Here is a 26,152-nt window from a genome sequence, read left to right as displayed (position 1 = left end):
GAGACGTCCATGCGTCGCTTGCTGACCCCGATCCTCTTCGCCGTCGCCTGGCTGGGCGCGACTTCCGCAGTGGCGGAGGTTCAGCGGTTCGCGGTCATCTCCAGCGGCGAGAACGTCGGCCATCTGATCGTGGATCAGGTCGGCGATACGGTCGATGTCGATTATCATGTCGACAACAACGGTCGCGGTCCCAAGCACAAGGAGCATCTGGTGCTCGGCGCCGACGGCATGCCGCGGCTCTGGACCATCGAGGGCGTGTCGCTGTTCGGCGCGCGCGTCGACGAACGGTTCGAGCAGGGCGGCGGAACGCTGCGCTGGCGCAGTCAGGCGGACGGCGGTGAACGTCCCGCGCCTGCGCCCGCCCTTTATATCGCCAATGACGACAGTCCCTGGAGCCTGGCCCTCTACGCCAATGTGTTGAAGGCCGCCCCGGAGCATAGCCTGGACGTGACGCCCGGCGGCCGGTTGACCCTGACCGCCGTTCGCAGCCAGGTGTTCGGTCCCGAGGCCCTGCCGGTGACCCTCTATCGCCTGACCGGACTGGAGCTTCAGCCCGGCTATGTCATGCTGGACGACGCCGGACGGATGGTCGCCGAGTTTTCGGGCAGCCAGATCACGGTGCGCGAGGGTCTGGAAGCGACCGCACCCGAACTGATGCGGATGACGGCGGCGCTGGAGGGCGAGCGCATCCATGCGCTGCAGACCCAACTGGCGCACACGTTCGATGCGCCGGTCCGCATCCGCAACGTGCGGATATTCCAGCCGGAGACTGGGACGCTGTCGGCCCTGTCGTCGGTGACGGTCTTCGGCGACCGGATCGCCGCCATCGTGCCCGAGCCGGACCTGCCGACCGCCGCCAGCGATTACGAGATCGACGGCCAGGGCGGGACGCTGGTCCCAGGTCTGCACGACATGCATTCGCACAGCACCTTGCAGACCGGCCTGTTCTATCTGGGCGCGGGCGTGACCTCGGTGCGGGACATGGGCAACGGCAACGCCTTTCTGCTGAACCTGACCCGCGACATCGATCAGGGCGTGACCCCCGGACCGCGCATCGTCCGCGACGGCATGCTGGAGGGCCGCAGCCCCTATTCGGTGCGCACCGGCCTGCTGGCCGATACGCTGGACGAGGCGCTGGAGGATGTGCGCTGGTATGGCCAGCGCGGCTATCGCCAGATCAAGATCTACAACTCCCTGCACCCCGACTGGGTCGCGCCGGTGGCGCAGGAGGCGCATCGTCTGGGCATGGGGGTGACGGGCCACGTCCCCGCCTTCGTCACGCCGGACCAGGCCATCGAAGCAGGCTATGGCGAGATCGCCCATATCAACCAGCTGATGCTGGGCTGGCTGCTGCAACCAGGCGAGGATTCTCGCACGACCCTGCGCCTGACCGCCATGGCGCGGGCGGCGGACCTGGATCTGGACAGCCTGCCGGTCCGGCGCACCCTCGCCCTGATGCAGGAAAAGGGCGTCGCCCTGGACACCACGGCCGTGGCGCTGGAAGTTTTGATGCTGAGCCGCGCCGGCGAAGTCCCGCCGTCGGCCGTCGGCTATGTCGATCACATGCCGATCGGTTACCAGCGCTACCGTCGTCGGTCCTTCGTCGACATCGACAGCCCGGCCGTGGACCAGACCTACAAGGCGGCCTTCCAGAAGCTGCTCGACACCATAAAGCTGCTCCACGACAGCGGCGTGCAACTGTTGCCCGGCACGGACGCCGGCACCGGCTTCACCGTACACCGCGAACTGGAGCTCTACGTCAAGGCGGGCCTGACCCCGGCCGAGGCGCTGAGCCTGGGCACGCTTAAGGCCGAACAGTATCTGGGGCGCGACCAGTCTCTGGGCAGTATCGCGCGCGGCAAGCTGGCGGATTTCTTCCTCGTGCCCGGAGATCCGACGCAGGACATCAACGCCATCCGCCAGATCCGCATGGTGATGAAGGGCGGGGTGCTCTACTTCCCCAGCGAGATCCACCAGGCGCTCGGTATTCGGCCCTTCGCCGGTCCGGTCGTCGTCCAGCCGCCCAAGGCGCCGGAAGACACGGCGGCGGGCGCGGCGGGCGAGAGCTTCCTGTTCGGCGAGGGGATGGACGATGACCACGGTCACTGAGCGCATGCGGCGTCGGAAAATCCGGGTGGGCGCGGCCTTCGTCCTGGCTGTAACGGTGCTTGCCTTGGGCATAGCGCCGACGTCGGTCCGGGCGAGGTCGTCCGACGCGGTCACGGTCGCCACGCCGGTGTTGACGCGCCACGAGACGACCATTCGGGGCCAGCGCATCGCCTATACGGCTACGGCCGGCGAGACCCTGTTGCGCAACGACAGGGACGAACCGACGGCCTCGATCTACAGCTTCGACTACGTCAAGACGGGGGGCGAGCGCGATCGGCCGGTCATGTTCGTCTTCAACGGCGGGCCGGGTTCGTCGTCGGTCTGGCTGCACATGGGGGTGGTCGGTCCGCGCCGGGTCCAGCTGGACCGCGAGGTGAACCCCAGCAATGTCCCGCCTTTCGGGGTGGTCGATAATCCCGACAGCCTGCTGGACGTCGCCGATCTGGTCTTCATCGACCCGGTCGGCACCGGCTTTAGCCGCATCGTCGGCGTCGGCAAGCCCGAGGACTTCTACGGCGTGGACGAGGACGCCGAAAGCGTGGCCCAGTTCATCGAGCTGTGGCTGACGCGAAACAACCGCTGGGACGCGCCCAAATATCTGATGGGCGAAAGCTATGGCAGCGCGCGGGCGGCGGTTCTGCCCCGCGCCCTGATGGGTGGGCCGACCTATGGCGGGGTGATGCGGGGGATCACGGTCAATGGCATCGTTCTGCTGGGATCCAGCCTGAACGGCGCAGGGACGGCCGGGCTGTCGCCGTCGCTCGGCGCGGCCCTGAACCTGCCCGCCATGGCCGCCACGGCCTGGGCCCATCAGAAGATCGACCGCCGGGGCCTGACCATCGAGGCCTTCAATACCGAAGTCACCGCGTTCGCCACCACCGACTATCTGGCGGCGCTGGACAAGGCCGCCGCCGGAACGCTGGACGACGCCGAACGGGGTGCGGTCGCGGCGCGTCTGGCGACCTATACCGGACTGCCGGCAGAGGCCTGGCTGCCCGGTCTGGCGATGTCGCCCAAGGCCTTTTCGCAGCAGATTCTGGCCGAGCAGGGCCTGACCGTGGGCCTCTACGACGGTCGCTACACCCTGCCGTCGGCGCACGACGGTGGAGAGCCGGTCGCCGACGATCCGGCCATGACCCGCTATGTGCCCGGCTTCATCGCCGCCTTCCACCAGATGCTGGCGGAGGATCTGAAGGTTCAGGAAGACCGGCCCTATGGCGCCATCGTCTGGCGCAACCTGCTGTTCGGCTGGAACTGGAAGCGGACCGGGGTGCCCGAGGGCCAGTCCTTCGCCGGCGATCTGGCCACGGCCATGCGTCGTAACGGCGACCTGAGGGTGCTGGTGGCCAGCGGCTATTTCGACATGGTCACGACCCCGGCGGCGGCGCACGACGCGCTGGACAAGGCCGGGGTTCCCACCGATCGACTGACGATCCGCAATTACGAGTCCGGCCATATGCTCTATCTGGGCGACACGGCGGCGGCCTTTTCCGACGACGTTCGGGCGCTGATCCGGGACGGACGCCGATGAGCGCGAAGGGGAGGGAGCCGATGGCGTTGTTCGGGCGTGGCGCAGTCGTCTCTCTCCTGACCTTGGCGATCGCAGCCGGTTCGGGCGCGGCGCCGACGATGGCCCAAGTCGCAGTCGCACCAGCATCCATCGCGCCAACGGCGATGGAGCCTCGACGTTCGGTCACCCATCATGCGGGCCGCTTCAACGGTCAGGCCGTCGCCTACACCGCCACTGTCGCCGACAATTTCGTTGACGGGCCCGACGGCGATCCGGGCGCGTCGGTCATCACCATCGCCTATACGCGCGACGACGTCGGCGATCCCGCGACCCGGCCGGTGATCTTCGCCTTCAATGGCGGGCCGGGTGCATCCTCGTCGCCCCTGCACATCTCGGCCCTGGGGCCGATGCGCAAGGCGCCGGCGGGGCAGAGCGGTCTGGTCGACAATCCGTTCAGTCCGCTGGATGCGGCGGATATCGTCTTCATCGATCCGGTCGGCACCGGCTTCAGTCGCGCCTTTCCCGGCGTGGACGAAAAATACTGGTACACCGGCGCCACCGATGCGAAGGCGGTGCAGACGGCCATCCTCAACTGGCTGAAGCTCAACGGCCGTGAGGCCTCGCCGCGTTATCTGGCGGGCGAGAGCTACGGCACCACACGGGCGGCCCTGATCGCCGCCGACGCGGAGACGCTGAGCTTCGACGGCGTCATGTTGATCGCGCTGGTCGCGCCGTTGACCGGGCGCGAGATGCCTTTCGTGGCGAGCCTGCCGACGATGGCGGCCGGGGCCTGGCATCACCAGCGGATCGACCGAGCCGGACGCACCGTCGATCAGGTCTATGATCAGGCGCTGGCGTTCGCCCGTACGGACTATGTCGAGGCCCTGATTCAGGGTTCCAGCCTGCCCGACGCCGACCGACGCCGCGTTGCGGACCAGATGTCTGCCCTCATCGGCCTGCCGACGGATCTGATCCTGGCCGAGAACCTGCGCATCTCCAGCAACACCTGGATGTTCAACCTGTTGAAGGACCGGGGACTGCGCACCGGCCTGTTGGATGTCCGGGTCACCTCGCCCATGGAAGCCGGGGCGCTGGGCGCGTTGGACGATCCGTCCCTGGGCGTCGTGCCCAAGGGCAGAGCCAGCGGAACCGCGCCGACCCCGGCCAGCATCGGTCCGATCGTCAATCAGGCCCTGGGCGACTATGTCCGCGACACGCTCGGCTTCACGACCGACGAGCCCTACTACAGCCTCAACTTCCTGGTGAACGCCGCCTGGTCCCATGGGGATTCGCCCCAGGCCATGGAGGGGCTGGCCAAGACCCTGCAGGCACGACCGATCATGCGGCTGTTCTGGGCGGCGGGCTATTACGACCTGACCACGCCGGCCTATGCCGGCCGCTATGTTCTGGATCAGGTGGGCGTGCCGACAGGCCAACTGACCGCCGCCTATTTCGCGGGGCCGCACGGTGTCTATGACGGCGAGGACAATCTGGCCCGGTTCAACGCGGCAGTTCGAGCCTTTGCCGTTGGAGTCCGGCCCTAGACTCGTTTTGGTCTTTTGGGGTGGTTGTCTCGACAAGAGATAAGGCCAATCAGCGGTGTAGGCCCCAATCCGCTAGGGATAACCCCAGCTCGTCTCTGTCGGCGTTTTTGATAGGTTGGCGGGCTTGAGCATTGGGAGGCTGCGTCATGTCGGCGGTACAGTCGTCGTCAGGGATCACGGCAGGGCGGGCCGGTGCGGGGGAGCCGTCGCTGGCGCTGCAATTGCTGGGCGAGAACCAGCTTGCGGGGCAGATCGATGTTCGGGGGATCGCGCAGGGTGTGTCCGATCTTGCGCAGGTGAACCCGCTGGGGGCGGTGCAGGTGCTCGAACAGTTGAAGACTGTGTTGGCGCCGTTGGATCTGGCGCGGTTGACGTCTGACTTGACCGGAATTGTCGGCGCGGTCGGGGGGCTGTTCGGTCAGATCGTCGATGGGCCGGTAAGGGGTCTGACCGACGGACTGACGAACGGGCTTGGCGGGGTGGTCGGTGGCGCTGTCGAGACGCTGACGCGGACGACGGCGGCGTTGAGCCTTGATCTGTCGAGAGGTCTCGATGCGACGATCGTGGCGGGGCTGGGGGCGACGCGGTCGCTGGAAGCGGATGGCGGCCAGGGGCTGCGATCGGGGTTTATGGGGGGCGTGGACGTCGTGGCGGATCGGTCGTTTGGGTCGGTCGTATTGCCGGGGCACCGCCTTACTGTGACCGCAGGCGGGTCTGTGGATGTCGTTAGACTGAAGGTCGGTTCGACCACCGGCGTCGAGATGATCAAGGCCGTCGGGCCTGATGCGGCGACGTGGGGGCTGGACGCTCAGGGTCGGTTTGTTCGGGCCGAAGCGGTTCTCACCGATCTGGAGCGCAGCAGGGTCGAGACGAGGGCGCAGGGTGCGGCGGATCGCGGAGTGGAGGGCGAACATGGCGGCCCGATCATCGGCCAACGGCTCGTCAAGGATCAGGGATTGGACAGTCTGGCGCCGCAGATCGGCGGCCTCGACAGCACGGCCTACAAGACGCTCGAAAACGAGATGGGCGACTGGGTCGAGGCGGGGGCCGAGGTGCGGGTCACGGTCGATCTGATCGGGGGCGGGGACAAACCTGTGCGGGTGCGTGTCGCCTATGAGGTGCTGAGCGCCGCCGACGGGGACGTGGTCTACGAGAACAACGTCATTTTCAGGAACGCCGCCGGACAGACGTTCGAGCAGATGCCGTCTTCGATGCTGGACGGGTGAGGTCAGGGAGATCGCGTTGGATCGGGACCGCGCCGATATGCTGATCGAACAGATCGGCGGAATGATCATCGCCGACGAACGCTATGCGGATCGCAAATGGTCGGCGATCTCGGTCGTGGCGGTGCTGGACGGCGGGGCCAGCCAGGTCAGCGGTTATAGCTATGACGCCGAGGGGCGGGCGCAGGCGGGGGCGCCGCGCAATGCGGATTTGCACGACCGGTTCGTCGATCTGCAGGCGGCGATGCAGGACGAGGGACGGTCGCCGTGGAAAGCCTGTCTGGTGCAGATCAGGCGCGACGACCTGAAGACGCGGATCCTGTTCGAATATGACGACGCGGCCCGCTGGAAGGTGACGCCCAGGACGCTGAACATCATGCCGGCGCGGCTGAAGCCGCATTAGGCTTTAGTCGGGCCAGAGGCGGCGCATACGATCGACGATCTCGGGCGACGGGGGGCGGCCGCCCTGAGCGTGGGCGGGGGGCCAGCGGCCGGCCAGTACCTCGGCGCGGACGGCCTGGGCCGAGGGCGGAGGCAGTTTCCAGCCGGCGGCCTGGAGCCGGGCGAGGACGCGGTCGCGGGCCTGGGCTTCCTCGGGTTCGTCGGGTCGCACGGGGGCGGTGGCTGCGGCGGCGATGGTGTCGCCGTTGACGCCTACGGCCCAGGGATCGGCGCCGCGTTCCAGAAGCAGTTCGGCGATGCGATAGTTCTGCATGGCCACGGCGCTTTCCAGGGGCGTGCCCCCGGTGCGGTCGGCGCGGTTCACGTCCGCGCCATGATCCAGCAGCAGCCGCACCGCGCCGAGGGAGTTCAGCGATATCGCCTCGTCCAGGGGCCAGAAGCCGTCCGCGCGGATTGGGTCTGGCTTGGCGCCGGCTTGAAGCAGAGCCTGGGCGTGCCAGGGGGCGCGGGCGCGCAGGGCCAGGCTGAGGGGAACCTCGCCGTTGGGGCCGTCGGGCGGCGCGCCCTTGTCCAGCAACAGGCGCACCATGGGGCGGTCGTCACGCGCGATGGCCAGGGTCAGCATGTCGAGGTCGCGGCCGTCGCCGATGCGGGCCAGGGCCGGATCTGCGTCCAGCAGCCGGCGGGCGGTTTCGGCGTCACCGTCGCGCACCGCCTCCACCATCTGACGGGTCGAATGGCCGTCCGCGCCGAGGGCGCGCACCTGATCCGCTGTCGGCAGGGTGGTGCCGGAAACGAAGGCGCCGGCGCGGGCGTCGCAGCCACTCATCAGGACTCCCGCGATGACGATCGATGTGAAGACGTGTCTTGTCATCCTGACGCTCAACGAGCGGCGGGTCGAGGGCGTTCCTGCATCAGGGGGCCGCATCCAGGCTGGACTGGAACCATTCGACGCCGTGCAGGGCGCCGGGGCCCGCATCCCACCATGACTGGCCCGCAGGCGGGGTCGGCTCGATCGGGATACGGTCGCCGACGGCGGGAGCGGCGTCGCCGACCGCGCCGCCCAACAGCGCGCCAGGCAGGCCGAGAATAATGGCGCCAAGGCCGCCGACGATCAGGCGGTCGCCGCCGTCCTGAAGCGCGCTGAGGGGATCGCCGCGCAGATAGAAGGCGTCGATGTCCGGTGTGGCGCGGCCACCGGATCGGGCGGCGTCGAGGGTGGAGGCGTGCAGGCCGGCGGCGTTGAAGGTGTCCGCCTCGTGACCCGAGGCCAGGGCTGCGGCGGAGGCCATGCCGCCACCCAGCGAATGGCCGGTCAGGGTGACATCGGCGTCGACGGCGGCGAGGCGCTGACCGATGCGCAGGGCCTTGTCATAGTGTTCGGACGAGGCGCCGATCAGCTGCTGGCCGTTGTTGACCCAGTCCTCGCCGGATTGGGAGCCGCGAAAGGCGACGACATATTTTGTCTCGCCGCCCGCGTCGCTGACGTAGACGCGGGCGCGGAAACTGGAATCCGCACGCTCCAGAAGATCGGGCGTCAGGCGCAGCCGATCCAGGTCGTCCTGACTGGCGACGCGCCAGCCTTCTGGCGGATTGGGCGTGTCGTTGTAGACGTCGGCCGAGAGGGCGAGATGGGTGCGGGCCTGATCCAGATTGGAGACATCGGATGTCTTGGCCGGGGCGACGGGGCCGGCGTCCGCGAAAGCCCTGGGCTCGGCGAAGACGCGGGGCGAGGCCCAGTCCTGGGCGATGCGCGGGTCGGTCGCCAGGGCGTCCGAGGTCGCTGCCGACCGGGTCGAATCCTGGGGTTGAAACCCTGTCGCGCCGATCCGGTCGATCTGCATGGCCGCCTCCCGATCACTGTGAGGGTGAGCCTAGCGCGGGTCGGCGAAACGCGATGCTGGGGTCTTCCCTAGTCGGGCCTCGTCGCGCGATAGGCGGCGCGGAAGGCGTCGTCGAAAGCCGACCGGGCAGGGCGGGGCAGGGTCGTCGCGGGCTCTGACAGCCATGCCTGGAGATCCGCGTCCGCCGCCGGTGGCGAACGACCGGCGCCCTTTGCAAAGGCGGGCAGGGCGTCCTTGTGCGTGGCGAGAACGGCGCCGATGCCGCCCGTGACGAAACCGGCGTCCTCGGCGCGGGGATACCAGACGGCGCCGTCCTGATCCTGCGGTTGGGCGAGGGGTTCGCCCTGATTCTGGATGCGCGCGAGCTGGCGGCCGAGGCTTTCGGCCTGACCGTGCTGGATCATGGCGGTGGCATAGCGAGTCAGGGCGGACCGGCCGCCGATGTCGCGTTCCAGCCTGTCGGCGACGCCGACGGGATCGCCGTCGAAGGCGGCGATCAGCGCGGGCAGATTGGCCGGCTGGATGTCGGTCGTGGCGGCGATGAAGCCCTCGGTCGAGACGGGCTGCGCCGGCGACGCAGGCGCGGCGTGATCGGGATTACAGGCCATCATAAACATCGCTGTCGCGGCGATCAGGATCAGTCGCGAAGATCGCAAGCGGCGTCCTTTCGTGTCGATGAGACGGTCAGTTCAGCGGGATCCGCGTCACCGACTCCCAGCCTTCATTGTAGCTGACTTCCGCAGGGCCGTCATAGGGCCGGCCGTTGGCCGCGGTCGGCGTGGTCAGGTCCACGATGCTCTCGAACAGGTCGGCCTGGCCGCTCTTGTATTCGCCCAGGGCCGTATCCAGCGCCTGTTCGGTCAGCCAGCCCGTGGCGTCGCCGACGCCCGGCCCCGGCAGCTTGCCGGTCGCAAAGCCGAAGATGGTCTTCAGGGTGTCGACATTTTCGGCGGCGCTCTTGTTCACGCCCTCGAACGCCTGATGCAGGGCGCCGGAGAAGTAGCCCATTCGTTCGGCGGCCGGGAAGAACACCCCGCCGTCCTGTTGCGTCGAGGCGGTGAAGCGCGACAGCAGGTCGCCGCTCAGGTCATTGCCGCGCGCCAACTGATCGACCAGGCCGCGGATGGTCTCGGGCCCGCCGTCCTGACCCAGGGTCTCCTGCAGGAAGGCCGTCATGCCCTTGCCGGCCTGATAGTCCTGCTCCAGCGCCTCGACAACGCCGTTGACGTCGGACTTCAGCAGACCCTCCATGCTGGTGCGGATCTGGTCTGCGGCCTCGCCCGTGCCGACGGTGGGGGTGAGGACGCCGTTGGCGCCGGACACCGTGTCCATCTGACGTCCGGCCAGTTCGAACACGCGCGCCTTCAGGTCGGCGTTGGTGCTGGTGGCGGCGGCGTCGACGACGCTCGCCAGAGGGCCTGCGTCATAGCTGTAGGTCGGAACGCCGCCCGACATGTTGGCGTACATCGTCTGCTGGGTCGCGGCCTCGAACACCGACGACAGCTGGGTGTCGCTCAGCTTGCCGTAAGCGTCGTTCAGCGCGGTCTGGTTGCCGCCCAGGCTGCCCAGTACATGGGCGACGGCTAGGCCTTCGGTATCGCCCAGGTCGCTGATCATAACGCCTTCAAGGTCGTCGTTCTCGGTCGTGGCGGCCGCCAGTTCGCCCACGAACTCGGTCTTGACGTCGGCGGTGGCATGGGCGGCGACGCCCTGGGCCAGCTCCAGCTTCTGGGCGCGGTCGTCATAGGCGTTGTAGACCCGCTCCAGCTGGGTCGCATCCAGCGCACCGCCGAGCGAGGCATGCAGGTCGCGGCGTTCGTCCGCGCTCAATCCCTCGCCCATGCCCAGGAAGCCGCCGTTGTCGAGTTCGTCGGTCCAGGTGTTGAGTTCGGCGTCAGACAGCCCCGAGACGACGGCGTTGCGTTCGTCCGCCGTCAGCCCGGCCAGGGTCTGGTTGATGTCCTTGAGGTCGCCGTGGGAAACATCGTTGAACCAACCCTGGTCCAGCCGGTCGCGGACGGTGGCGAGCGCCTGATCGACCCGGTTCACAGGCGTCTGGGCGACGAGCGGCTGCGAGGGCGGCGCGGCGACAAGAGTGGACGACGAAACGGGCGTGGCGGTCATGGGAAGGCTCCTGAACAAGGGTTCGGGCAGTGTTGCGCGCGAGCTTAGGCAGGCGCGTCGGTCGGGATAAGTCGGGGACGTCCATAGCTAGGGAAAACCCGGATACCCGCGACGCGTGGATGGGCCACAATGTCGGGATGGATAAACGCGTCTCGATTATGGAGCCGTTCCCCGTCGCTGCGCCAACGGCGAGGGCCGAGGCGTCCGTCCAGAACGGCCGGTGCGCCCGTGGCTGAGGCGGGCGTGGTCACGGGTAGCGGAGCCGCCGCGTCGAGCAGCGGACCGTCCGACGCGCGCGATGTCCGGGCGCTGGCGGCCGGCGTCGCCTTCGAGACCATGGCCGGTCTGGCCGGCGCGGTGCTGGAAGGCGCGGCCCAGCCGGATTCCGCCGAAAGTCTGGACCGGGGCGTGGCCCTGTCCCAGGTATGGGCCGAACAGGGTCAGCAGGGCGGGGCCGTGGTCGCCGGAGACATGCGGGTTCTGGCCGCGCAGACGGGGCAGTCGGTCGCGGGGCGATTGAGCGCCGTGTCGCCGATCGAGACCGGACGGATCGACCGGGCCATCACCGATTTCGTGCGGGCGTTGCAGGTCCATGCCTCGGCTGCGCCTCATGTGACGGCGCCGGCGGTGGTTGAACCGCTGGCCCGCGCCCTGGCGGCCGGATTTCTGCGTGAGGAAGGACCGATGTCGGCGCGGTCCAGCGCGGTCGAACAGTTCGTGCGGATGGTCGAGGCCTCGACAGAGACCTTGCGCCGCGCCGACTGATCAGGTCGCGACCGCGGGTCAGCGCGCCTGCATCAGGCCGTGGGGAAGACGCGATCCATTTCCTTCGCCGACGCTGGACGTCGAGCCGATTTCGGACATGCCGGTGAGAACGCCGGCGAGCAGCCATGAGCCCAGGACGCCGCGCATGGCGTCGCTGAAGGCCTGGAGCACCTCGGGCAGGCCGTCGTTGCCGATCCTGGTCAGGTTGAAGTCGTTCTGGCCGACGGCCTGGTCGGTGATGCCGCTGGTCCAGCCCGAGGATGCGCCGTCGTTCTCGCGGATGGTCAGGCCGTCACTGAAGGCGGCGTCTAGGGCGTAGCCATTGTTGCTCATCGAAATCGACAGGTCGCCCAGCTGGTTCTGGCTGACGCCGTCGATGACCATGGCCTGAGCGCCGCGTGTGATGACCAGTTGGCTGGTCACGGTGGCGCCGGGGTTGGGGCCGAACGGCTCGGTGTTGACGGTGATCTTGGTCCCGTTCTCCAGCTCCAGGGTCATCGTGTCCCAGAAGTCGCCGACGTGCTGGCCGTTGTAGTTGAAGTGCGGGTCACCCCAGATCTGGGTCACGTTGCCTTGGGCGTCGCGAACGACGAACTCGGAGTTGGCCTCGTTGATCTCCAACGTATAGCCGTCGCCCAGATCGACCGTCGCCTTGCCGTCCTGAGGCATTGAGGCCGAGAAGGACGGGGCGGCGGGCTGGAAGGCGCCGGCCAACATCGTGCCCATCTGGAAAGCCATCTGCGTGAAGTTGGATGCGGTCGCCAGACGGTCGGCGACGGCCCCAAGAACCAGCGTGCCGACGGCGTTGGAGAAGGCGGTGTTGATGGTGGTCATCGGTCGGCCCCACGGTTGAGATTGCGTGGATCGACAAGATCATTTCGAGCGCGGCCGTTATAGCTGGGGCGGTCCCCATCAGGGACGACCCTAGCGCCTCATACTCCTGCGGCGCGGCCCAGTGATTTCAGCACGTTCAGCACCACTTCGCGGCGGCCCACGATCTCGTTCAGCAGGGTCTGCACCAGGCCGGTCATCATGATCAGGATGATCAGGGTCGCCAGCCACGACTTGATCGAAAGCGACAGGGAAAAGACGTTCAACTGCGGCGCATAGCGGTTGACCAGACCCAGGCCCGCATCGGTGATGAACAGGATCACCAGCGGCGGCGACGCGAACAGGACCGACAAAGTCATCAGCCGGGTGAACTCACCTTCGAACAGGCTGAGGCTGCTCATGGTCAGGACCGGCGTCAGGCTGCCGATCGGCCAGATGACGAAACTGTCGAGGATGGTCCCGACAAGCATCAGCAGCCCGCCCGAGAACATGAAGACAAAGTTGGCCAGCCGACCAAGGAACTCGCCGTTCAGCGAGGTTTGGTGTCCGCTGAGGGGATCGACCACCTGGGCCATTGTGGCGCCCACCTTGGTGTCGATGATCTGGCCTGCCGCCTCGAAGGCCCACAGCATGGTGGCGAAGAAGAAGCCGATGACGATGCCGATCAGGGCCTCCTTGCCGAACAGCAGGATCCATTCGACGACCGGCAGGGTCATCTGCATCACCTGCGGCTGCATGGTCAGGACCGCCAGTCCGAAGACCAGGAAGATGGAGTTCCTGACCATGGCCGGGACGGTCTGGGGCGACAGCAGCGGCATCAGGAGGAAGGCCGTCGCGATACGCGTCGTCGACACCGCCACCAGGATGGCGTTGTCGAACAGGTTCTCCAGACCGCCGAACACCTAGCGGCGCACCAGGGCCGGGAACTCGGTGAAGATGCGGTCGCCGAACTGATACAGGCTGCCGCCCAGCAAGGCGGCGGTGGCGAAGAGGGTCAGGACGATGGCGAAGAATTTGGCGGTGTACTGAAGCGTCTGTTCCTGGATCTGGGTCGCGGACTGGACCACGGCCACGATCAGACCGACCACGGAGGCGGCGATGATCGGCGGGGCGGACAGGAAGAGGACGAGCCAGAGCGCCTGATTGACGATCTCGATAGCCTGGGCGTTCATCATGGGGGCGTCTCCTTCAGACGTAACTGAGCACGAGGCCGTGGGCCAGCTTCACCCAGCCGTCGATCAGGACGAACAGAAGCAGCTTGAACGGCAGGGATACGGTGGTGGGCGACAGCATCATCATCCCCATCGCCAGCAGGATGTTGGACACCACAAGGTCGATGATCAGAAACGGCAGGAAGATCAGGAAGCCAATCTGAAACGCGGTCGCCAGCTCCGACACGGTGAAGGCGGGAACGACGACCAGGAAGTCGCGGCCGGTGATCTCGGCGCGCTTTTCCGGGGCCGAGATGCGTTGGGCCGTGCGAAGGAAGAAGGCGCGCTCGCGATCCGACGAGTGTTTGATCAGAAACTCGCGCAGCGGTTCCTTGGCCTGGTTGGCGTAGGAGAACAGCTGCTGGGTGTCGCTGAGGGCGGCGGTGGGCGGCATGTTGTCGGTCGCCTCGGCCATCTTCTGACCGACGGGGAACATGACGTAGAGCGTCAGGATCAGGGCCATGCCGTTCAGCACGATGTTGGGCGGCACCTGTTGCAGGCCTAGCGCATTGCGCAGCAGCGACAGCACCACGACGATCTTGGTGAATGAGGTCACCATTACTGCGACGAATGGCGCGAGCGCCAGCAGGATGACGGTGACGAGGGCCGAGCCGGGAGAGAACTGCGACAGATCCATGGTCAGTGCGTCTCGCTGGTTTCGGCGATGGCTTCGATCAGCACGGCGTGGGCGTCGCCCAGCGACACCAGCCGCCCGCGCGCGAAGCCTCGGCCGGCGCTGGACAGGGTGACGGCGAGGTTGGCGGGCAGGTCGGGCAGAGGCAGGACCGAGCCGGGGACCAGGCCGGTAAGGGCTTTCAGCGACACCGACGTCTCGCCCAGATCGACCGTGACGGCGACACGTGCATCCGAAGCGGGGACGAGATCGGGCGCGGTCGCCGCCGGCGGCGCGACGTCCGATGGAGCCTGGTCGGTCATGCGGCTTTCCTTGGTCTGATGGGTGAAAAATCGGGTCGTCGGGGAGAAGAGACCCAGCGCCGTTCGGGCCGCGCCCTGGGCGGACAGGCGCAGACGCCAGCCGCCGTCGATGATGGGGACCAGCACCAGGTCGCCAGGCCGCAGGGCGCCGATCTCGGCGGGCGACAGGGTCGGGCCCTCCGCTTGCAGACGAACGGGCAGGGGAATGTCCAGCGCCTGGGGCACGTCGCCGATGCGGCGCAAGCGCCGGGCCACGCTGGGCGCCAGCGACAAGCGCGCGGCGTGCAGGGGCCGGCCGTCCGTGTCGGCCAGGCTGACCGTGATCCGCACGGCCCCGATCAGATCGGTGCGGGTGACGCCCTCGGGCCGCAGGGTCTCTGCGCCGGCGTCCTCCAACGTCCTGAACAGCGGTTCCAGCAAGGAGATAACGGACAAAAGGGCGGCGTGGTCTTGGCCGACGAAGACCGCGCCGTCCGCCATGAACGGCGCGACCTGGATCGGACCGTGCGGGGTGGTGAAGGCGACCTGATCCACGACGCTGTCGGCATCGGCCTGGGTCTGGGGTGCGGCCGAGACGGTCAGTCCATCGACGACATGACCGTCCAGCGCGGCAAGGGCGGCGTTGACGCCCAAGGCGGCGTCTTCGTCCAGACGCGGCAGGCGGGGCGGGGCGTGTTCGACAGTGTCCAGCGCCATGCTCAAGCCTCCTCGACCTGGCCGGACACGGCCATGCGGACCAGATGGGTCAGGGTCGGCGCCTCCATCTTGGTCATGATGCGGGCGCGGTGCAGTTCGACGGTCTTGGGACTGATGCCCAGCTCATAGGCGATCACCTTGTTGAAGGCGCCGGCGACGACCAGATCCATCACCTCGCGCTCGCGCGCCGTCAGTCGGGCCAGCCGCTCCTGATAGGCCAAGGCGCCGGGCGTGACGGACAGTTCGCTCTCCGCAGCGACGGTCGGGCCGGAGCGGAAGGCCAGGGCGATGGCGTCTTCCAGCGCTTGTTCCTGGAACGGCTTTTCGAGGAAGGTCACGGCCCCGCGCCGCATCGCCTCGACCGCCAGAGGCACGTCGCCGTGGCCGGTCATGAAGACGACCGGCTGGGTCAGGCCGCGCTCGCGCGCCGCATCCATCAACTCCAACCCCGACATCTCGGGCATCCGCACGTCCAGCAGGAAACAGGCGGGCTCGGTCGGACGGTCGGTCATCGCGTCGAGGAAGGCCTTGGGTTCCTCCCAGCATTCGACCTCGTAGCCCAGGCTTTCCAGCCACCAGGCGGCGGACTGGCGGAACTCGGCATGGTCATCGACCAGGCAGATGCGGCCGGCGGATTGCGCCGTCTGCGGCGATGCGGCGGTCATGCGGATACCTCCTCGGATGCGGCGAGCGGCAGGGCGATGTGGAAGACGCTGCCCCCCTCCGGCGCGGGGCTGAACCAGAGCCTGCCCCGGTGCAGTTCGATGATCGACCGGCAGATGCCCAGGCCCACGCCCATCCCGCCGCTGCGGGTGCTGAAGAAGGGCGAGAAAACGCGTCCGGCGGCGTCCTGCGGAATGCCGGGGCCGGTGTCGGTCAGGGTCAGTTCGATCTGGCGCGTCTCGGCGAGCTCGCGCGCGGCGATGGTCAGGGCGCGGCGTGGCAGGTCGGCGCCGCGCATGGCGTCCAGCGCATTCCGGGCCAGATTGACCAGCACCTGCTGGATCATCACCGGATCGCCCAGCACAGCCGGCAGGTCGGCGGGCGTGTCGGCGCGGGCCGTGACGCGGTCGCGCGTGATCTCCCAGTCCAGAAGGTCCAGGGTGTTCCTGGCCAGGCGCGCCAGGTCGAGGCGCTGCACCTGGGGCTGGCGCTGATCCACGAAGGTGCGGACCCGCTGGATCACGCCGGAGGCATACAGGGCCTGTTCGGTCGCCCGTTCCAAGGCCTCGGTCCCGACCTCCTTCGTCAGGGCGTCGCGCTCAATTCGGGTCTTGAGGCCGCGCAGGATGTTGGCGATGGAGCCGATCGGCTGGTTCAGTTCGTGGGCGATCATGGTCGCCATCTCGCCCACCGACAGGACGCGCGAGGTCAGCAGAAGCTCCTCACGGTCCGCCAGATGGCGTTGCTGAGCCTCCTGGCGTTCGGCCGCGTCGGACAGTTCGACGAAGATCCGGTCGCCGGATCGGGCCAGACGCGCATCATGCACCCGCTTGCCGCCAGGCTGGACGATCAGGGCCGTGGCGGTTCCGGCGCTGCGGGCGGTGGTCAGCGCCTGGGCCAGACCCGGCAGACGCGCATCGACCGCTTCCAGCGACGCCCCCTCGGTCAGGTCGGAGAAACAGGCGGCGAAGGCGTCCGAGCGCCAGACCAGATCGCGCCCGTCGAAGGCGACGGCGCACAGGCCGAGGGCGGCGACCGCTTCCGCCGTCCAGTCCGGCGGCGTCTGCAGGCGAAGCGCGGCGGTCATGGACGCGCCTCGGCTAGGGATATCCCGAATGGCGCAGCGGGTGTTTCGAGCCTAGACAAGCCTCCTAACGTGGGCCCATCCGCGTCGAGGAGACCGTCATGAACACGATCCGCACCGACAACGCCTCGATCTCCGGCGTCTGGTCGCGCGATCTGTCGGGCGTCACGCCCCAGGCGGCGGGCCAGAGCAAGGGCAGCCAGGCTTTCGGCGATTTCTCCGCCTTCGCCGGCGATGACGCGCGTGTCAGCATTTCCGGCCGTCTGGACATGGACGAGGCCGCCGGCGCGGTGGCCAGCTATCTGACGGAAGCCCGCGACAACGGCTTCGGCTGAGGCTATGCCTCGGTCATCGTGACCGATCTCATCATCAAGTCTGAACCCGACTGGGCCGGCGCGGCCCAGGCCCTGGTCGATGGGCTGAACGGCCAGACGACGGTCGACGGCCGCGTCACCGTGCTGCAGCGTATCTGCGACGGCCTGGGCGAGGCGCTCTATCCCGGCTTCGTCAAACTGCTGGCGGCTGCGGCTCGGTTTGGAGACGGACCGGTGCGGGTGCTGGTCGCCGACGCCCTGGCGCGCGCCCTGGTGACCGATCGGCTGCCGTCCGTGCGCCTGCCCGCCTGGGGCGCGGCTGCCTTCTCCGGCCTGCCCGGAATGGGCGGGGGGTTGATGACCAATGCGCGCAGCGTCGGGCCGCTGGAGTTCTTGTGCATCTGGCTGACGCGCGACGTGGTCGGACAGCCGCTGGAGGACGAGGCGTTCGAACGGGCGGCGAGCCTGGTTCTGACGCTGGTCGCGGCCTCGCCCGAGGCGATGCGGCTGTATGCCGGCAAGCTGGCCGACGACGCCGACAATCCGACCGAGGGGCTGCACAATCGCCAGAGCCGCCGCCTGGTGCGGCTGATGGCCGAGGGGATGGCGGCGAACCGCGCGCCCGCCGACACCGTCAAGGCGGTGCTGTACGTCGCCCGCGCGGATCGGGATCAGGGTCGCTGGAATTTCACGCCGCGCTGAGGCCATGGATCACCGCGCCTGATCGATCGGGCGATGGATGCTGTCGGGATCGACCTCGGCGACGCTGACATCGCCGACGTGGACGCCCTTGGCCTCCAACCGGCGACGCATCAGTTCCAGGGCGCGTTCAAGCTCCGGCGTCGAACGCTGGTGAGCGGCGAGTTGCAGCGACAGGCCGCCGTCAGCCATCCGCATCACGCCGAACCCGGCCAGGGCGAAGGCCTTGTCGGTGAACTGGACCTGCATCCCCTTGGCCGCGTCGGCCTGGGCCGCCAGCCAGGCCTTTTCCATCATCATGGCCATGGCCTCGGCGTCGCCGGTGAAGCCGACGGTTCCGATCTGTCCGGCCTGAAGTCCGGCGAAAGCCGTCTGGCCCGTCAGGGCGGTCAGGCCTTCGGCCTTGTCCGCACGGTCTTCCCTGGAAAGGCTGTCGTCCTGATTGCGGTCGTCGGCCCGGTCGCGGACGGGTTCGACCTCGTCGTCGCGTTTCAGGAACTTCGGCTGGCGTTCGCCGGCCTCCAAGCCCTGACGGCGCGCGGCGGCCTGATCCATAGCCGCCTCGAAGGAGGCGGCGCTCCAGGCCGAAGGGGGCTGAGCGGATCCGCGCGACGGCGTCGGCGTGCGGGGCTGGGTGTTGTTCGTCACGGCGTCGGCCATCAGGCGCGTCCTCCCATCACCAGTTGAAGGCGGGGGCGACCCCGGTCCTCGAATTCGCTGTGTTCGCGTTCTTCGCGCTGGCCCGCCCGCACGGCGACGGCGCGGCGCAGCTGGCCGTCCACCGCGTCGTGACGGGCCGTGGCGCGCATCAGGGCGCGCAGGGCGTCGTCGCGTTCGGTCATGGCCTGTTCGACGGCGCGGCGGTCGTCCTCGCGCGCCTGGGTCTCGGCCGCGCGGCGATCGGCGATCAGGCCGCGCCGCGACAGGGCGCCTTCGATAAGCCGAGCATCCCCGCCCGCGCCCGAGGCGAACCATTCGTCCAGGTGTTCGATGTCTCGGTCCAGGGCGACGATGGCCGCCTCGCGCGCCTGTAAAGCGGCTTCGGCGCGGGCCAGGGCGTCCTGGGCGACGGCGACGACGCGGCGTGCGGCCTCGACCCGCTGGGCGCGCAGCCGCATCAGACGGCGCAGGGCGGTGATCCGGTCGCGACCACTCATGACGCCGCCGCCATCAGCTGGTGCAGGGCGTCCTCGGCCCCGACGCCTTCGTGCGCGCCCTGCTGCAACAGGATACGCAGGGCCGGCATCCGCTGCACGGCTTCGTCGGCCAGTGGGTCGCCGCCCGGCTTGTATTCCCCGATCTGGAGCAGGAACTCGATCTCGGCATAGCGGGCCAGCCAGGCGCGCACCTTGCCCGCCGCCGCCTGGTGATCGCGCGAGGTCACGCGCGGGAAGACCCGGCTCAGGCTCGTCAGCGGATCGATGGCCGGATAGTGGTTCGCCTGGGCCAGTTTGCGCGACAGATAGATGTGGCCATCCAGGATCGAGCGGACTTCCTCGCCTATGGGGTCGCCGCCGTCCTCGTCCTCGATCAGCACCGTGTAGAAGGCGGTGATCGAGCCGCTCTCGATGGCGCCGGCGCGCTCGAACAGGCGCGGCAGTTCGGCGAAGACCGAGGGCGGGAAGCCCCGACGCACGGCCGGTTCGCCGACCGAAAGGCCGATCTCGCGCAGGGCGCGGGCGAAGCGGGTGACGGAATCCATCTGCAGCATCACGCGACGGCCCTGGGCGCGGAACCCCTCGGCGATGGCGGTGGCGGCGTGGGCGGCGCGCACCCGTTCCATGGCCGGACGGTCGGAGGTGGCGACGACCACGACCGACCGGGCCAGGCCGTCCGGTCCCAGGCTGTCGTCCAAAAATTCGCGCACCTCGCGGCCGCGTTCGCCGATCAGGGCGATGACATTAACGTCGGCGGCGCAGTGGCGGGCGAACATGCCCATCAGGGTGGACTTGCCGCCGCCGGCCATGGCGAAGACGCCGACGCGCTGGCCCACCCCGACGCTGAGCAGGGTGTCGATCGCGCGCACGCCGGTAGGGAACAGGTCGCTGATCGGCGGCCGATCCAGCGGATTGGGCGCGTCGGCATAGACGTCGCGCATGGGCGCAGGGCCGACGATGGGACCCAGCCCGTCCAGCGGATTGCCGAAGGCGTCGATCACCCGACCCAGCAGGCCTGGGCCTGACAGGATTTCGGTGCGTTCGTCGCCGGCGATGACCTCGGCGTCCAGACCCAGGCCGTTCAGGCTGGTCAGGGGCGTCAGTATGGCCGAGCCGTCGCTGAGGCCTACCACCTCGGCCTTGACGGAGGGACCGCCGGACGGGTCGCGGATCTCGACCTGCTGGCCGATGCGGGCGTTCAGGCCCGTGGCCCGGATGGTGGTGCCGAAGGCTTGCACCACCCGGCCGCGCCGATCAACGGTGCGGGCGCGGCGCAGCGCGTCTTGCAGGCGCTGGTCGTTGGCGGCGTCGGGGGTCATGCGGCCTGATCCCGTTCGAACACCCGTTCCAGCGCCGCCAGCTGGACCTCAAGCCCGGCGTGGCTGCGCCCGGCGGCGGTCTCGATGATGCAGTCGCCGGGGGCCAGGGTCTCGTCGGCCTCGACCGCGATGGGCGCGCCGATGGGCCACAGGCGGGTGGTCACGGCGCCGACGCTGGCGGGGGCGACATGGACGGTGATGGGCGCGTCGGGCAGGACGTCGCGGACGGCGCGCTCGGTCAGGGCGGCGAGCGTGGCCTCGGGGCCCAATTCTACGGCGATGCGGCGCACGACGTCCAGCGCCAGCCGGCCGGTGGCGGCGCGCATCTGCTCGCGCACGGCCTCCATGTCCTCGTGCAGGCGGGCGACGACCTCGGCGGCTTCGCGGGCGGCGAGGGCGCGGCCTTCCTCGTAGCCGGCGGTGAAACCTTCGGCATGGCCGGCCTGACCCTGGGCGGTGCGATGATCGTCGACGACCGCCAGACGGGCCTGGGCCAAGGCGACCAGTTCGGCCGCGCGCTGAACTTGGGCGGCGTCCTCGCGCGGGATCACCAACTGGTCCGTCAGCAAGGCCGCGCCGGGGGCGGAGGCGATCAGCAGATAGGTCATGCGGTCGCCTCCGCGATGCGAAGCGCGTGATAGCGGGCGGCGGCGGCCTGTTCGGCGTCCAGCCGCAGAAGGGGTGCGGCCAGATCGCGGCCCAGCCGTTCGGCCGTCGGTTCGTTCAGCCCCGCGAGCAGGGCCGCGGCGCCCAGGCCCTGGAGAACCTCGGGATCGAGCGAGGCCAGAGGCGGGCTTTCCGGGCGGTCCGTCGGCGCCAGGAGCAGCACCTGGTCCAGGGCGTCCTCGCCGATCGCCAGACCCACGGCGCCCAGAAGGCGACCGTCGATAGTCGAGGCCAGACGACCCGACATCAGGACGGCGCCGGCGACGACGGCCAGACGGCGGCGTTCGTCGCCCGACCAGCCGGACCAGACCGGCGCCGCGACCACGGCCTGATAATCGAGCGGCGTCGAGGCAGCCCGCAACTGGCGGGCCAGCAGGCGCGCGCGGGGCGAGCGCGCCTGGTCCCGTGCGCCGTCCAGCGTTCGGGCGCGACGCCACAGGGCGTCGCGATGGTTTCTGACATCGACCAGGGTCAAGCGACCTCGCCTTTCGGCTTGGACCGCCCGTCCTTGCGCTTGGGCCGGCGATACAGGCCATAGACCCCCAGACCTGCGGCCCCCAGGATCAGGGCGCCCATGGGCAGGCTGAGCTGGGTGTAGGTCGGCTTGGCAGGCTCTGCCAGAACGTCACCCGCCGGGAAGGCGACGACCGTGACCTTGTCATAGGGCAGGCCTTCGATGGAGTTGACCACCAGGGCCTTGATCGAGCCGGTCTGGGACGAGATGTCGTAATCCGGCCGGTGCTTGATGAAGACCGAGGCGGATGACGGGGGCTTGTCCTCGGCGAGCGGATCGCTTTCCGGCACGGCGATGTGGACGCGGGCCTGCACGACGCCGTCGATGGAGGAGATGGTCTGGCCCAGCTCCTGTTGCAGCGCGAACATCATCCGCATCCGCTGTTCCATCGGCGATGAGACGAAGCCCTCCTTTTCGAAGACCTCGCCCATGCTGGCGAAGTTCTCGCGGGGGTAGCCCCGGTCGTGAAGGACCGCGACGGCGCGCGAGAAGTCGCCGCTATCGGCCTTCAGAACCCAGACCTCGCCGTCCTTGCTCTTGGCCGCGTCGATACCCTGGGACTTGAGCACGGCCGCCATCTCGTTGGCGTCGCGTTCGGTCAGATCGCCGTAGAGCTCCTCCTGACCGCAGGCGGCGAGGAGGAGCGTGACGGCGGCGACGGCGGCGAGCGATCGGATACGCATCACCGCCCCCTACGACTGTTGCCGGAACAGCTGTTGCAGGCCGTCCGATGTGCGGTTGGCCATGTTGGAGGTCAGTTGGCAGTTGAACATGAACTCGTGGCAGCGAACGGTCATCATGACCATTTCGCCAGGGGTCATGCCCGCGCCGCTGTTCTCGGCCTTCTGGGCCATGGCCGAGAGGTCGGAAGCCTGGCCGTTCACCTGTTCCAGCGCACCCATCATGGTCTTCATGACGCCGGTCGGTTCCGTCGGCCCGGTCGGGGCCGGAGCCGCCGACGGGCTGACATGGAGCAGGTTCTGGAACTGCACCGCCTGACCGAGGGTGGCGTTGTAGCCCACGTCGATCTGCTGGGGCTGGAGCTGCATCTGGGGCTGCAGCATTTCCGGTGGCATTGCGGCCATGGCCGCGGAGGCGTCGAAGGACATGCGTCCCTCCTGTCAAAAAGGGGACTAGTTCTTGCGGGCCATGGTCTCCAGCGCCTTGCCGACGGAGTCGGTCGAGGTGGAGGAGGAGTTGGCCATGAAGTTCATGCGCATCGACTCGGCGGTCAGCATCGCCATGGTCGAGGGCTTGTCCTCGCCGCCCGGACCGATCTGTTCCGACAGTTCGGTGATGCGGCCGGCCTGGGCGTCCAGGGTCTGGCCCCAGGCGTGGGCCATGGCTTCGAACCAGGACCCGGGCCGGGCCTTGTCCTTGTCGCTGTTGAGACCGGGCGTGACCGCCAGCATGCTCAGACCGTTCAGACCTTGGGATGACATAGACGTTTCTCCTTTGGGTTGGACTTGGGGGGGGTGGGCGTTCAGAAATTCAACTCGGATCGGCTGCCGTTGCGCTCGACCAGAACCTTGGTCTCCTCGATCGAGACGATGCGGTGGCCCGTGGGCAGGACCGCGCCGGGGAAATAACGCGCGCCGTCGGCGGTGGTTACATGGCCGCGCGGGCCGCCGATGACGGAGACGACACGCTTGCCGCCGCCTTCCTGCATGTCTTCGAAACGGCCGCCCTCGTCGGCGCCCGGCAGCATGCTGATCTCGATGCGGCGCACGCCCTTGATCTCGGTCATGGCCAGGCGTTGCAGGCGGCCGGCTTCTTCCTGGCTGCTGCCGACGACGTCCAGGCGCACCAGGCCGACCCCTGCGGATCGGGCCGAAGCCTCGACGCCGTTGGCCAGGTAGAAGTCCTCGACCTGACGGGCCATGCCCTCCTGGCTCTGGACCTGCAGCCGGGGCTGCCAGTCGTGGGCGGCCATGAGGCGTTGCAGCCGGGCGCGGTCGGCGTCCAAGGCCACCATGCCCTCGATGCGCAGGTCGCCTTCGCTGGTCTTGGTGACCGCCAGGTCGGTGAAGCCCTCGTCCTGAAGGACGCCCTGAACCTTGGCCGGTTTCGGCTGTGACTTGGGCCAGGTCGGCACGCCGGAGCTGATGGCGAACAGGGCGGACACGGTGATCACCGCGATCAGCAGCACCGGCACGAACTTCACCGAGCGCGAGACCAGGGCGTTGGTGTTGTTCAGCAGATATTGCCAGGACTGGCCGGGTTGGGCTGCGTCGTCCTCATCCTCATCGTCGCTGATGGGGCGGCCGGCGGTCAGGATGCGCTCGGCCTCGCTCCAGCGCGGGCTGTCGGGGTCGCCGATCGCCACGGCGTTGTCGCCGATCATCAGCGGCAGATACAGCGGCAACAGGGCCTGGGCCGGGGCGGTCAGCTCGTGCCCCAGCAGGACGACCTTGCCCTCCAGCAGTTCCAGATCGGCGGCGTCCGTCCGGGCCTTCAGCTTCAGCCGCACCCCCTCGGCGCTGGGATCGCGCAGCACGATGTCGGCGTCCAGATCATGACCGACCGTGACCGTCTGACCCCGTTCCAGCGGCGCCGACGCGCCACGCACGCGCCCGGCCAGCACCTTGAGGACCAGGGTTTCGATCTCGGCTGTCGATGCGGTGGCGGCGTCGGTCATGAGAGGGCTTCAGCGTCCTGACGGCTGATAGGGAACGGCGCCCGCTGGCAGCGGGGGCAGGGGGGCGGAGGGCAGGGGGTCGTTCGGCGGCGACGCCTGCTGATTGAAGCCCATGCGGGGGCCGCCCTGGGGCAGGGCGGGCGCGGCCGGCAGGGGCTGTGCTTCGGGCGAACCGGGCGTGGCGCCGAAGTCCAGGCGCGGTCCGGCCACGTCGCCGCCGATCGAGGCAAGGCGCGGGGTGATCAGGAACAGGCGCTCGACCCGGCCCGTCGAACGTGACGAGCGGCGGAACAGCAGGCCCAGGCCGGGAATGTCACCGAGGACGGGCACCTTGCCGACCGAGTTGACGTCCTGCTGAACCACCATGCCGCCCAGCAGCAGGCTCTGGCCTTCGACGATCATGGCCTGGGTGCTCAGGGCCGCGCGCTCGACCACCGGAATGTCGTCGACGCTGGCGTCGGTGACCGAACCGTCCTCGATCTCGACCTGCATGCGGATGCGGGTCTGGTTCTGGTCGCGCAGGACGTGGGGCGTGACCTTCAAGGTCGTGCCGGCGGTGACGTTGAACAGATCGACGTCGCGCTCGCCCTCAAGGCCGACGTAGAAGCTGCGGGTGTTTTCGAACAGGGCCTGGACGTTGGACAGGGTCACGACCTGGGGCCGCGACACGATCCGAGCGACGCCCTCGTCCTCCATGGCCGTGATGCGAGAGACGAAATAGTCGCCGTTGCCGATGATGGAGGAGATGGCCAGGCCGTTGTTGCTGGGCGTGATGTCCTGGCCTCGGCGCAGGCGCAGGTCGTTGGCCGTGCCGTCGCCGAACAGGACGCCGCCGCGACCGTCGTCGAACCGCCAGGTGATGCCCAGCTCGCGGGCGCGGACCGTGTCGATGTCGATGATCGTGGCCTCGATCTCAAGCAGCTGGGGTTCCTTGTCCAGCGCGGCGATCAGGGCCTCGTAGGCGGCCATCCGGTCGGCCGTGTCGCGGATGATCACCGCATTCAGGCGGGTGTCCGCCTGGATCCGAGCATGTTGCACTGGCGCGCCGCCCGCCATCTGCTCGTCAGCGACGGCGGCGCCGAGCGTGTTCGGCGTGGCCGAGAAATCGTCGGGATAATAGCTGGTCGACTGGACGCCGCCTTGCGACGCCAGGCCCTGGCCGCGCAGACCCTGGACGCGCGGGCCGTTGCGGGTCTCGATGCGGCGGGCGACGGCGCCGTTGGGGTCGTTGCTGACCATGGCGCGCAGGATGGAGGCGACGCCGGGGATGACCGTCTCGCTCTGGGCGGTCTTGAAGGTGACGTCGTCGGCCCAGGCGTAACGCAGGCTGAAGACCCGATACTCATAGGTCGGCTGGGCCGCCTCGGCCTGCGCGCCTGGTCCGACGCTGGCGATCTCGCTGATCTGCTGGATGAAGCGACGGGTGCCGTTGGCGACCAGCATCTGGCCCGCGCCCTGAAGCGTGTTACGGCCGTCCGTCAGGCCCATCTCCTGGGCCGTGGCGCGCACGCGACGCAGCGCCTGAGGCGAGATCGGCATCGACTGGGTGGTCAGCTCCGAGGTCTGGTAGATGTAGACCGCTGCGCCATCGTAATAGCCGACCAGATCGAAGGCGTCCGCGACCTGGGCGTAGACGTCCGACGCCGAGCCGCTGAAGGCGCCGTTGACGGTTCCGCGCAGGTTGGGGCTGACCACGACGGGCACGCCGATCTGGCCGAAAAAGCTTTGCAGGAACTGGCCCACCGGCTGCTCGCGCGGCGCGATCTGGATCGTCTGCGAACCGATCGGCGGGTCGCCCGCCGCTGCGGGAGCGGCGAAGGCCAACAGGCCGGCGGCCGCCAGCATCGCCACCGACGAGGGCGTGAAGGGCGTTCTGCGCTTCGAAGGCTGAGACGTCATGCAG

29 protein-coding genes are annotated in these 26,152 nt (G+C 68.7%); 8 read left to right on the top strand and 21 right to left on the bottom strand.

The features are described 5' to 3' along the window. Positions 1-9 precede the first annotated feature (9 nt). The 5 genes from ACQY72_RS05375 (at position 10) to ACQY72_RS05355 (ending at position 6,789) form a co-directional block, all read left to right on the top strand. A complete protein-coding gene (locus tag ACQY72_RS05375) occupies positions 10-2,109 on the top strand; it encodes an amidohydrolase family protein (RefSeq protein WP_428156223.1) in 2,100 nt (699 codons plus the stop codon). Next, positions 2,093-3,640: a S10 family peptidase gene (locus tag ACQY72_RS05370; RefSeq protein ID WP_428156222.1), complete on the top strand. Its 1,548-nt coding sequence runs from the start codon at positions 2,093-2,095 to the stop codon at positions 3,638-3,640. Before ACQY72_RS05375 ends, ACQY72_RS05370 begins: the two co-directional genes overlap by 17 nt. A gap of 20 nt (positions 3,641-3,660) precedes the next feature. Beyond that, on the top strand, positions 3,661-5,163 hold the full coding sequence (locus tag ACQY72_RS05365) for a S10 family peptidase (RefSeq protein ID WP_428156221.1): 1,503 nt from the start codon (positions 3,661-3,663) through the stop codon (positions 5,161-5,163). A 146-nt stretch (positions 5,164-5,309) separates the two neighbouring features. Then, on the top strand, positions 5,310-6,389 hold the full coding sequence (locus ACQY72_RS05360) for a hypothetical protein (RefSeq protein ID WP_428156220.1): 1,080 nt from the start codon (positions 5,310-5,312) through the stop codon (positions 6,387-6,389). Positions 6,390-6,405: 16 nt separating this feature from the next. Further along, positions 6,406-6,789 (top strand): hypothetical protein, encoded by a 384-nt coding sequence (locus tag ACQY72_RS05355; protein ID WP_428156219.1) that lies wholly within the window; start codon positions 6,406-6,408, stop codon positions 6,787-6,789. 3 nt (positions 6,790-6,792) lie between these two features. On the opposite strand, the gene ACQY72_RS05350 is transcribed toward ACQY72_RS05355, so the two are convergent. From ACQY72_RS05350 to ACQY72_RS05335, 4 genes are all read right to left on the bottom strand, one after another. Beyond that, a complete protein-coding gene (locus ACQY72_RS05350) occupies positions 6,793-7,662 on the bottom strand; it encodes an ankyrin repeat domain-containing protein (protein ID WP_428156218.1) in 870 nt (289 codons plus the stop codon). A 40-nt stretch (positions 7,663-7,702) separates the two neighbouring features. Further along, entirely contained in the window at positions 7,703-8,632 is a 930-nt protein-coding gene (locus tag ACQY72_RS05345; RefSeq protein WP_428156217.1) for a hypothetical protein, read from the bottom strand. Between the two features lie 68 nt (positions 8,633-8,700). Further along, positions 8,701-9,288: a hypothetical protein gene (locus tag ACQY72_RS05340; RefSeq protein ID WP_428156216.1), complete on the bottom strand. Its 588-nt coding sequence runs from the start codon at positions 9,286-9,288 to the stop codon at positions 8,701-8,703. 28 nt (positions 9,289-9,316) lie between these two features. Beyond that, the gene (locus ACQY72_RS05335) at positions 9,317-10,756 is read right to left on the bottom strand and encodes a hypothetical protein (protein ID WP_428156215.1); all 1,440 of its coding nucleotides are present in this window, start codon (positions 10,754-10,756) and stop codon (positions 9,317-9,319) included. Positions 10,757-10,999: 243 nt separating this feature from the next. Here ACQY72_RS05335 and ACQY72_RS05330 point away from each other — a divergent pair, with 243 nt between their 5' ends. Beyond that, positions 11,000-11,521 (top strand): hypothetical protein, encoded by a 522-nt coding sequence (locus ACQY72_RS05330; RefSeq protein ID WP_428156214.1) that lies wholly within the window; start codon positions 11,000-11,002, stop codon positions 11,519-11,521. Positions 11,522-11,539: 18 nt separating this feature from the next. Here the strand turns inward: ACQY72_RS05330 and ACQY72_RS05325 are convergent, their stop codons facing one another. The 7 genes from ACQY72_RS05325 to ACQY72_RS05295 form a co-directional block, all read right to left on the bottom strand. Beyond that, positions 11,540-12,355, bottom strand: coding sequence for a DUF1521 domain-containing protein (locus tag ACQY72_RS05325; RefSeq protein WP_428156213.1), 816 nt, complete (start codon positions 12,353-12,355; stop codon positions 11,540-11,542). A gap of 98 nt (positions 12,356-12,453) precedes the next feature. After that, positions 12,454-13,254, bottom strand: a complete 801-nt coding sequence (sctT, locus tag ACQY72_RS05320; protein WP_428156212.1) for a type III secretion system export apparatus subunit SctT — start codon at positions 13,252-13,254, stop codon at positions 12,454-12,456. Further along, on the bottom strand, positions 13,255-13,527 hold the full coding sequence (gene sctS / locus ACQY72_RS05315; RefSeq protein ID WP_409714465.1) for a type III secretion system export apparatus subunit SctS: 273 nt from the start codon (positions 13,525-13,527) through the stop codon (positions 13,255-13,257). Positions 13,528-13,540: 13 nt separating this feature from the next. Further along, positions 13,541-14,200, bottom strand: a complete 660-nt coding sequence (gene sctR / locus ACQY72_RS05310; protein ID WP_409714468.1) for a type III secretion system export apparatus subunit SctR — start codon at positions 14,198-14,200, stop codon at positions 13,541-13,543. 2 nt (positions 14,201-14,202) lie between these two features. After that, entirely contained in the window at positions 14,203-15,195 is a 993-nt protein-coding gene (locus ACQY72_RS05305; protein ID WP_428156211.1) for a FliM/FliN family flagellar motor switch protein, read from the bottom strand. A 2-nt stretch (positions 15,196-15,197) separates the two neighbouring features. Beyond that, complete coding sequence (locus ACQY72_RS05300) at positions 15,198-15,860, bottom strand: response regulator transcription factor (RefSeq protein ID WP_428156210.1); 663 nt, start codon at positions 15,858-15,860, stop codon at positions 15,198-15,200. Beyond that, the gene (locus ACQY72_RS05295; RefSeq protein WP_428156209.1) at positions 15,857-16,945 is read right to left on the bottom strand and encodes a sensor histidine kinase; all 1,089 of its coding nucleotides are present in this window, start codon (positions 16,943-16,945) and stop codon (positions 15,857-15,859) included. The genes ACQY72_RS05300 and ACQY72_RS05295 overlap by 4 nt, the downstream gene beginning before the upstream one ends. Before the next feature lie 98 nt (positions 16,946-17,043). Between ACQY72_RS05295 and ACQY72_RS05290 the strand changes: the two genes are divergently transcribed. Continuing rightward, a complete protein-coding gene (locus ACQY72_RS05290; protein WP_428156208.1) occupies positions 17,044-17,277 on the top strand; it encodes a hypothetical protein in 234 nt (77 codons plus the stop codon). A gap of 18 nt (positions 17,278-17,295) precedes the next feature. Beyond that, entirely contained in the window at positions 17,296-17,958 is a 663-nt protein-coding gene (locus ACQY72_RS05285; RefSeq protein WP_428156207.1) for a hypothetical protein, read from the top strand. A 9-nt stretch (positions 17,959-17,967) separates the two neighbouring features. Here the strand turns inward: ACQY72_RS05285 and ACQY72_RS05280 are convergent, their stop codons facing one another. The 10 genes from ACQY72_RS05280 to sctC are packed head-to-tail and all read right to left on the bottom strand — an operon-like array spanning position 17,968 to position 26,148. Beyond that, positions 17,968-18,615 (bottom strand): hypothetical protein, encoded by a 648-nt coding sequence (locus tag ACQY72_RS05280; protein WP_428156206.1) that lies wholly within the window; start codon positions 18,613-18,615, stop codon positions 17,968-17,970. Beyond that, the gene (locus ACQY72_RS05275; protein WP_428156205.1) at positions 18,615-19,112 is read right to left on the bottom strand and encodes a hypothetical protein; all 498 of its coding nucleotides are present in this window, start codon (positions 19,110-19,112) and stop codon (positions 18,615-18,617) included. Before ACQY72_RS05275 ends, ACQY72_RS05280 begins: the two co-directional genes overlap by 1 nt. After that, positions 19,109-20,431, bottom strand: a complete 1,323-nt coding sequence (locus tag ACQY72_RS05270) for a FliI/YscN family ATPase (protein WP_428156204.1) — start codon at positions 20,429-20,431, stop codon at positions 19,109-19,111. The genes ACQY72_RS05275 and ACQY72_RS05270 overlap by 4 nt, the downstream gene beginning before the upstream one ends. Continuing rightward, complete coding sequence (locus ACQY72_RS05265) at positions 20,428-21,039, bottom strand: FliH/SctL family protein (protein ID WP_428156203.1); 612 nt, start codon at positions 21,037-21,039, stop codon at positions 20,428-20,430. The genes ACQY72_RS05270 and ACQY72_RS05265 overlap by 4 nt, the downstream gene beginning before the upstream one ends. After that, positions 21,036-21,572, bottom strand: a complete 537-nt coding sequence (locus ACQY72_RS05260; RefSeq protein WP_428156202.1) for a hypothetical protein — start codon at positions 21,570-21,572, stop codon at positions 21,036-21,038. The genes ACQY72_RS05265 and ACQY72_RS05260 overlap by 4 nt, the downstream gene beginning before the upstream one ends. Next, the gene (gene sctJ / locus ACQY72_RS05255) at positions 21,569-22,294 is read right to left on the bottom strand and encodes a type III secretion system inner membrane ring lipoprotein SctJ (RefSeq protein ID WP_428156201.1); all 726 of its coding nucleotides are present in this window, start codon (positions 22,292-22,294) and stop codon (positions 21,569-21,571) included. The genes ACQY72_RS05260 and sctJ overlap by 4 nt, the downstream gene beginning before the upstream one ends. Positions 22,295-22,303: 9 nt before the next feature. After that, positions 22,304-22,720 (bottom strand): hypothetical protein, encoded by a 417-nt coding sequence (locus ACQY72_RS05250; protein WP_409714504.1) that lies wholly within the window; start codon positions 22,718-22,720, stop codon positions 22,304-22,306. Positions 22,721-22,744: 24 nt separating this feature from the next. Continuing rightward, on the bottom strand, positions 22,745-23,053 hold the full coding sequence (locus ACQY72_RS05245) for a hypothetical protein (RefSeq protein ID WP_409714507.1): 309 nt from the start codon (positions 23,051-23,053) through the stop codon (positions 22,745-22,747). 41 nt (positions 23,054-23,094) lie between these two features. Continuing rightward, positions 23,095-24,249, bottom strand: a complete 1,155-nt coding sequence (locus ACQY72_RS05240; RefSeq protein ID WP_428156200.1) for a SctD/MshK family protein — start codon at positions 24,247-24,249, stop codon at positions 23,095-23,097. Positions 24,250-24,258: 9 nt separating this feature from the next. Continuing rightward, positions 24,259-26,148, bottom strand: coding sequence for a type III secretion system outer membrane ring subunit SctC (gene sctC / locus ACQY72_RS05235; RefSeq protein WP_428156199.1), 1,890 nt, complete (start codon positions 26,146-26,148; stop codon positions 24,259-24,261). Between the last annotated feature and the right edge of the window lie 4 nt (positions 26,149-26,152).

The organism is Brevundimonas sp., from assembly GCF_965279155.1.
Taxonomy (GTDB): Bacteria; Pseudomonadota; Alphaproteobacteria; order Caulobacterales; family Caulobacteraceae; genus Brevundimonas.
This window is presented reverse-complemented; position numbering and strand designations above follow the sequence as displayed.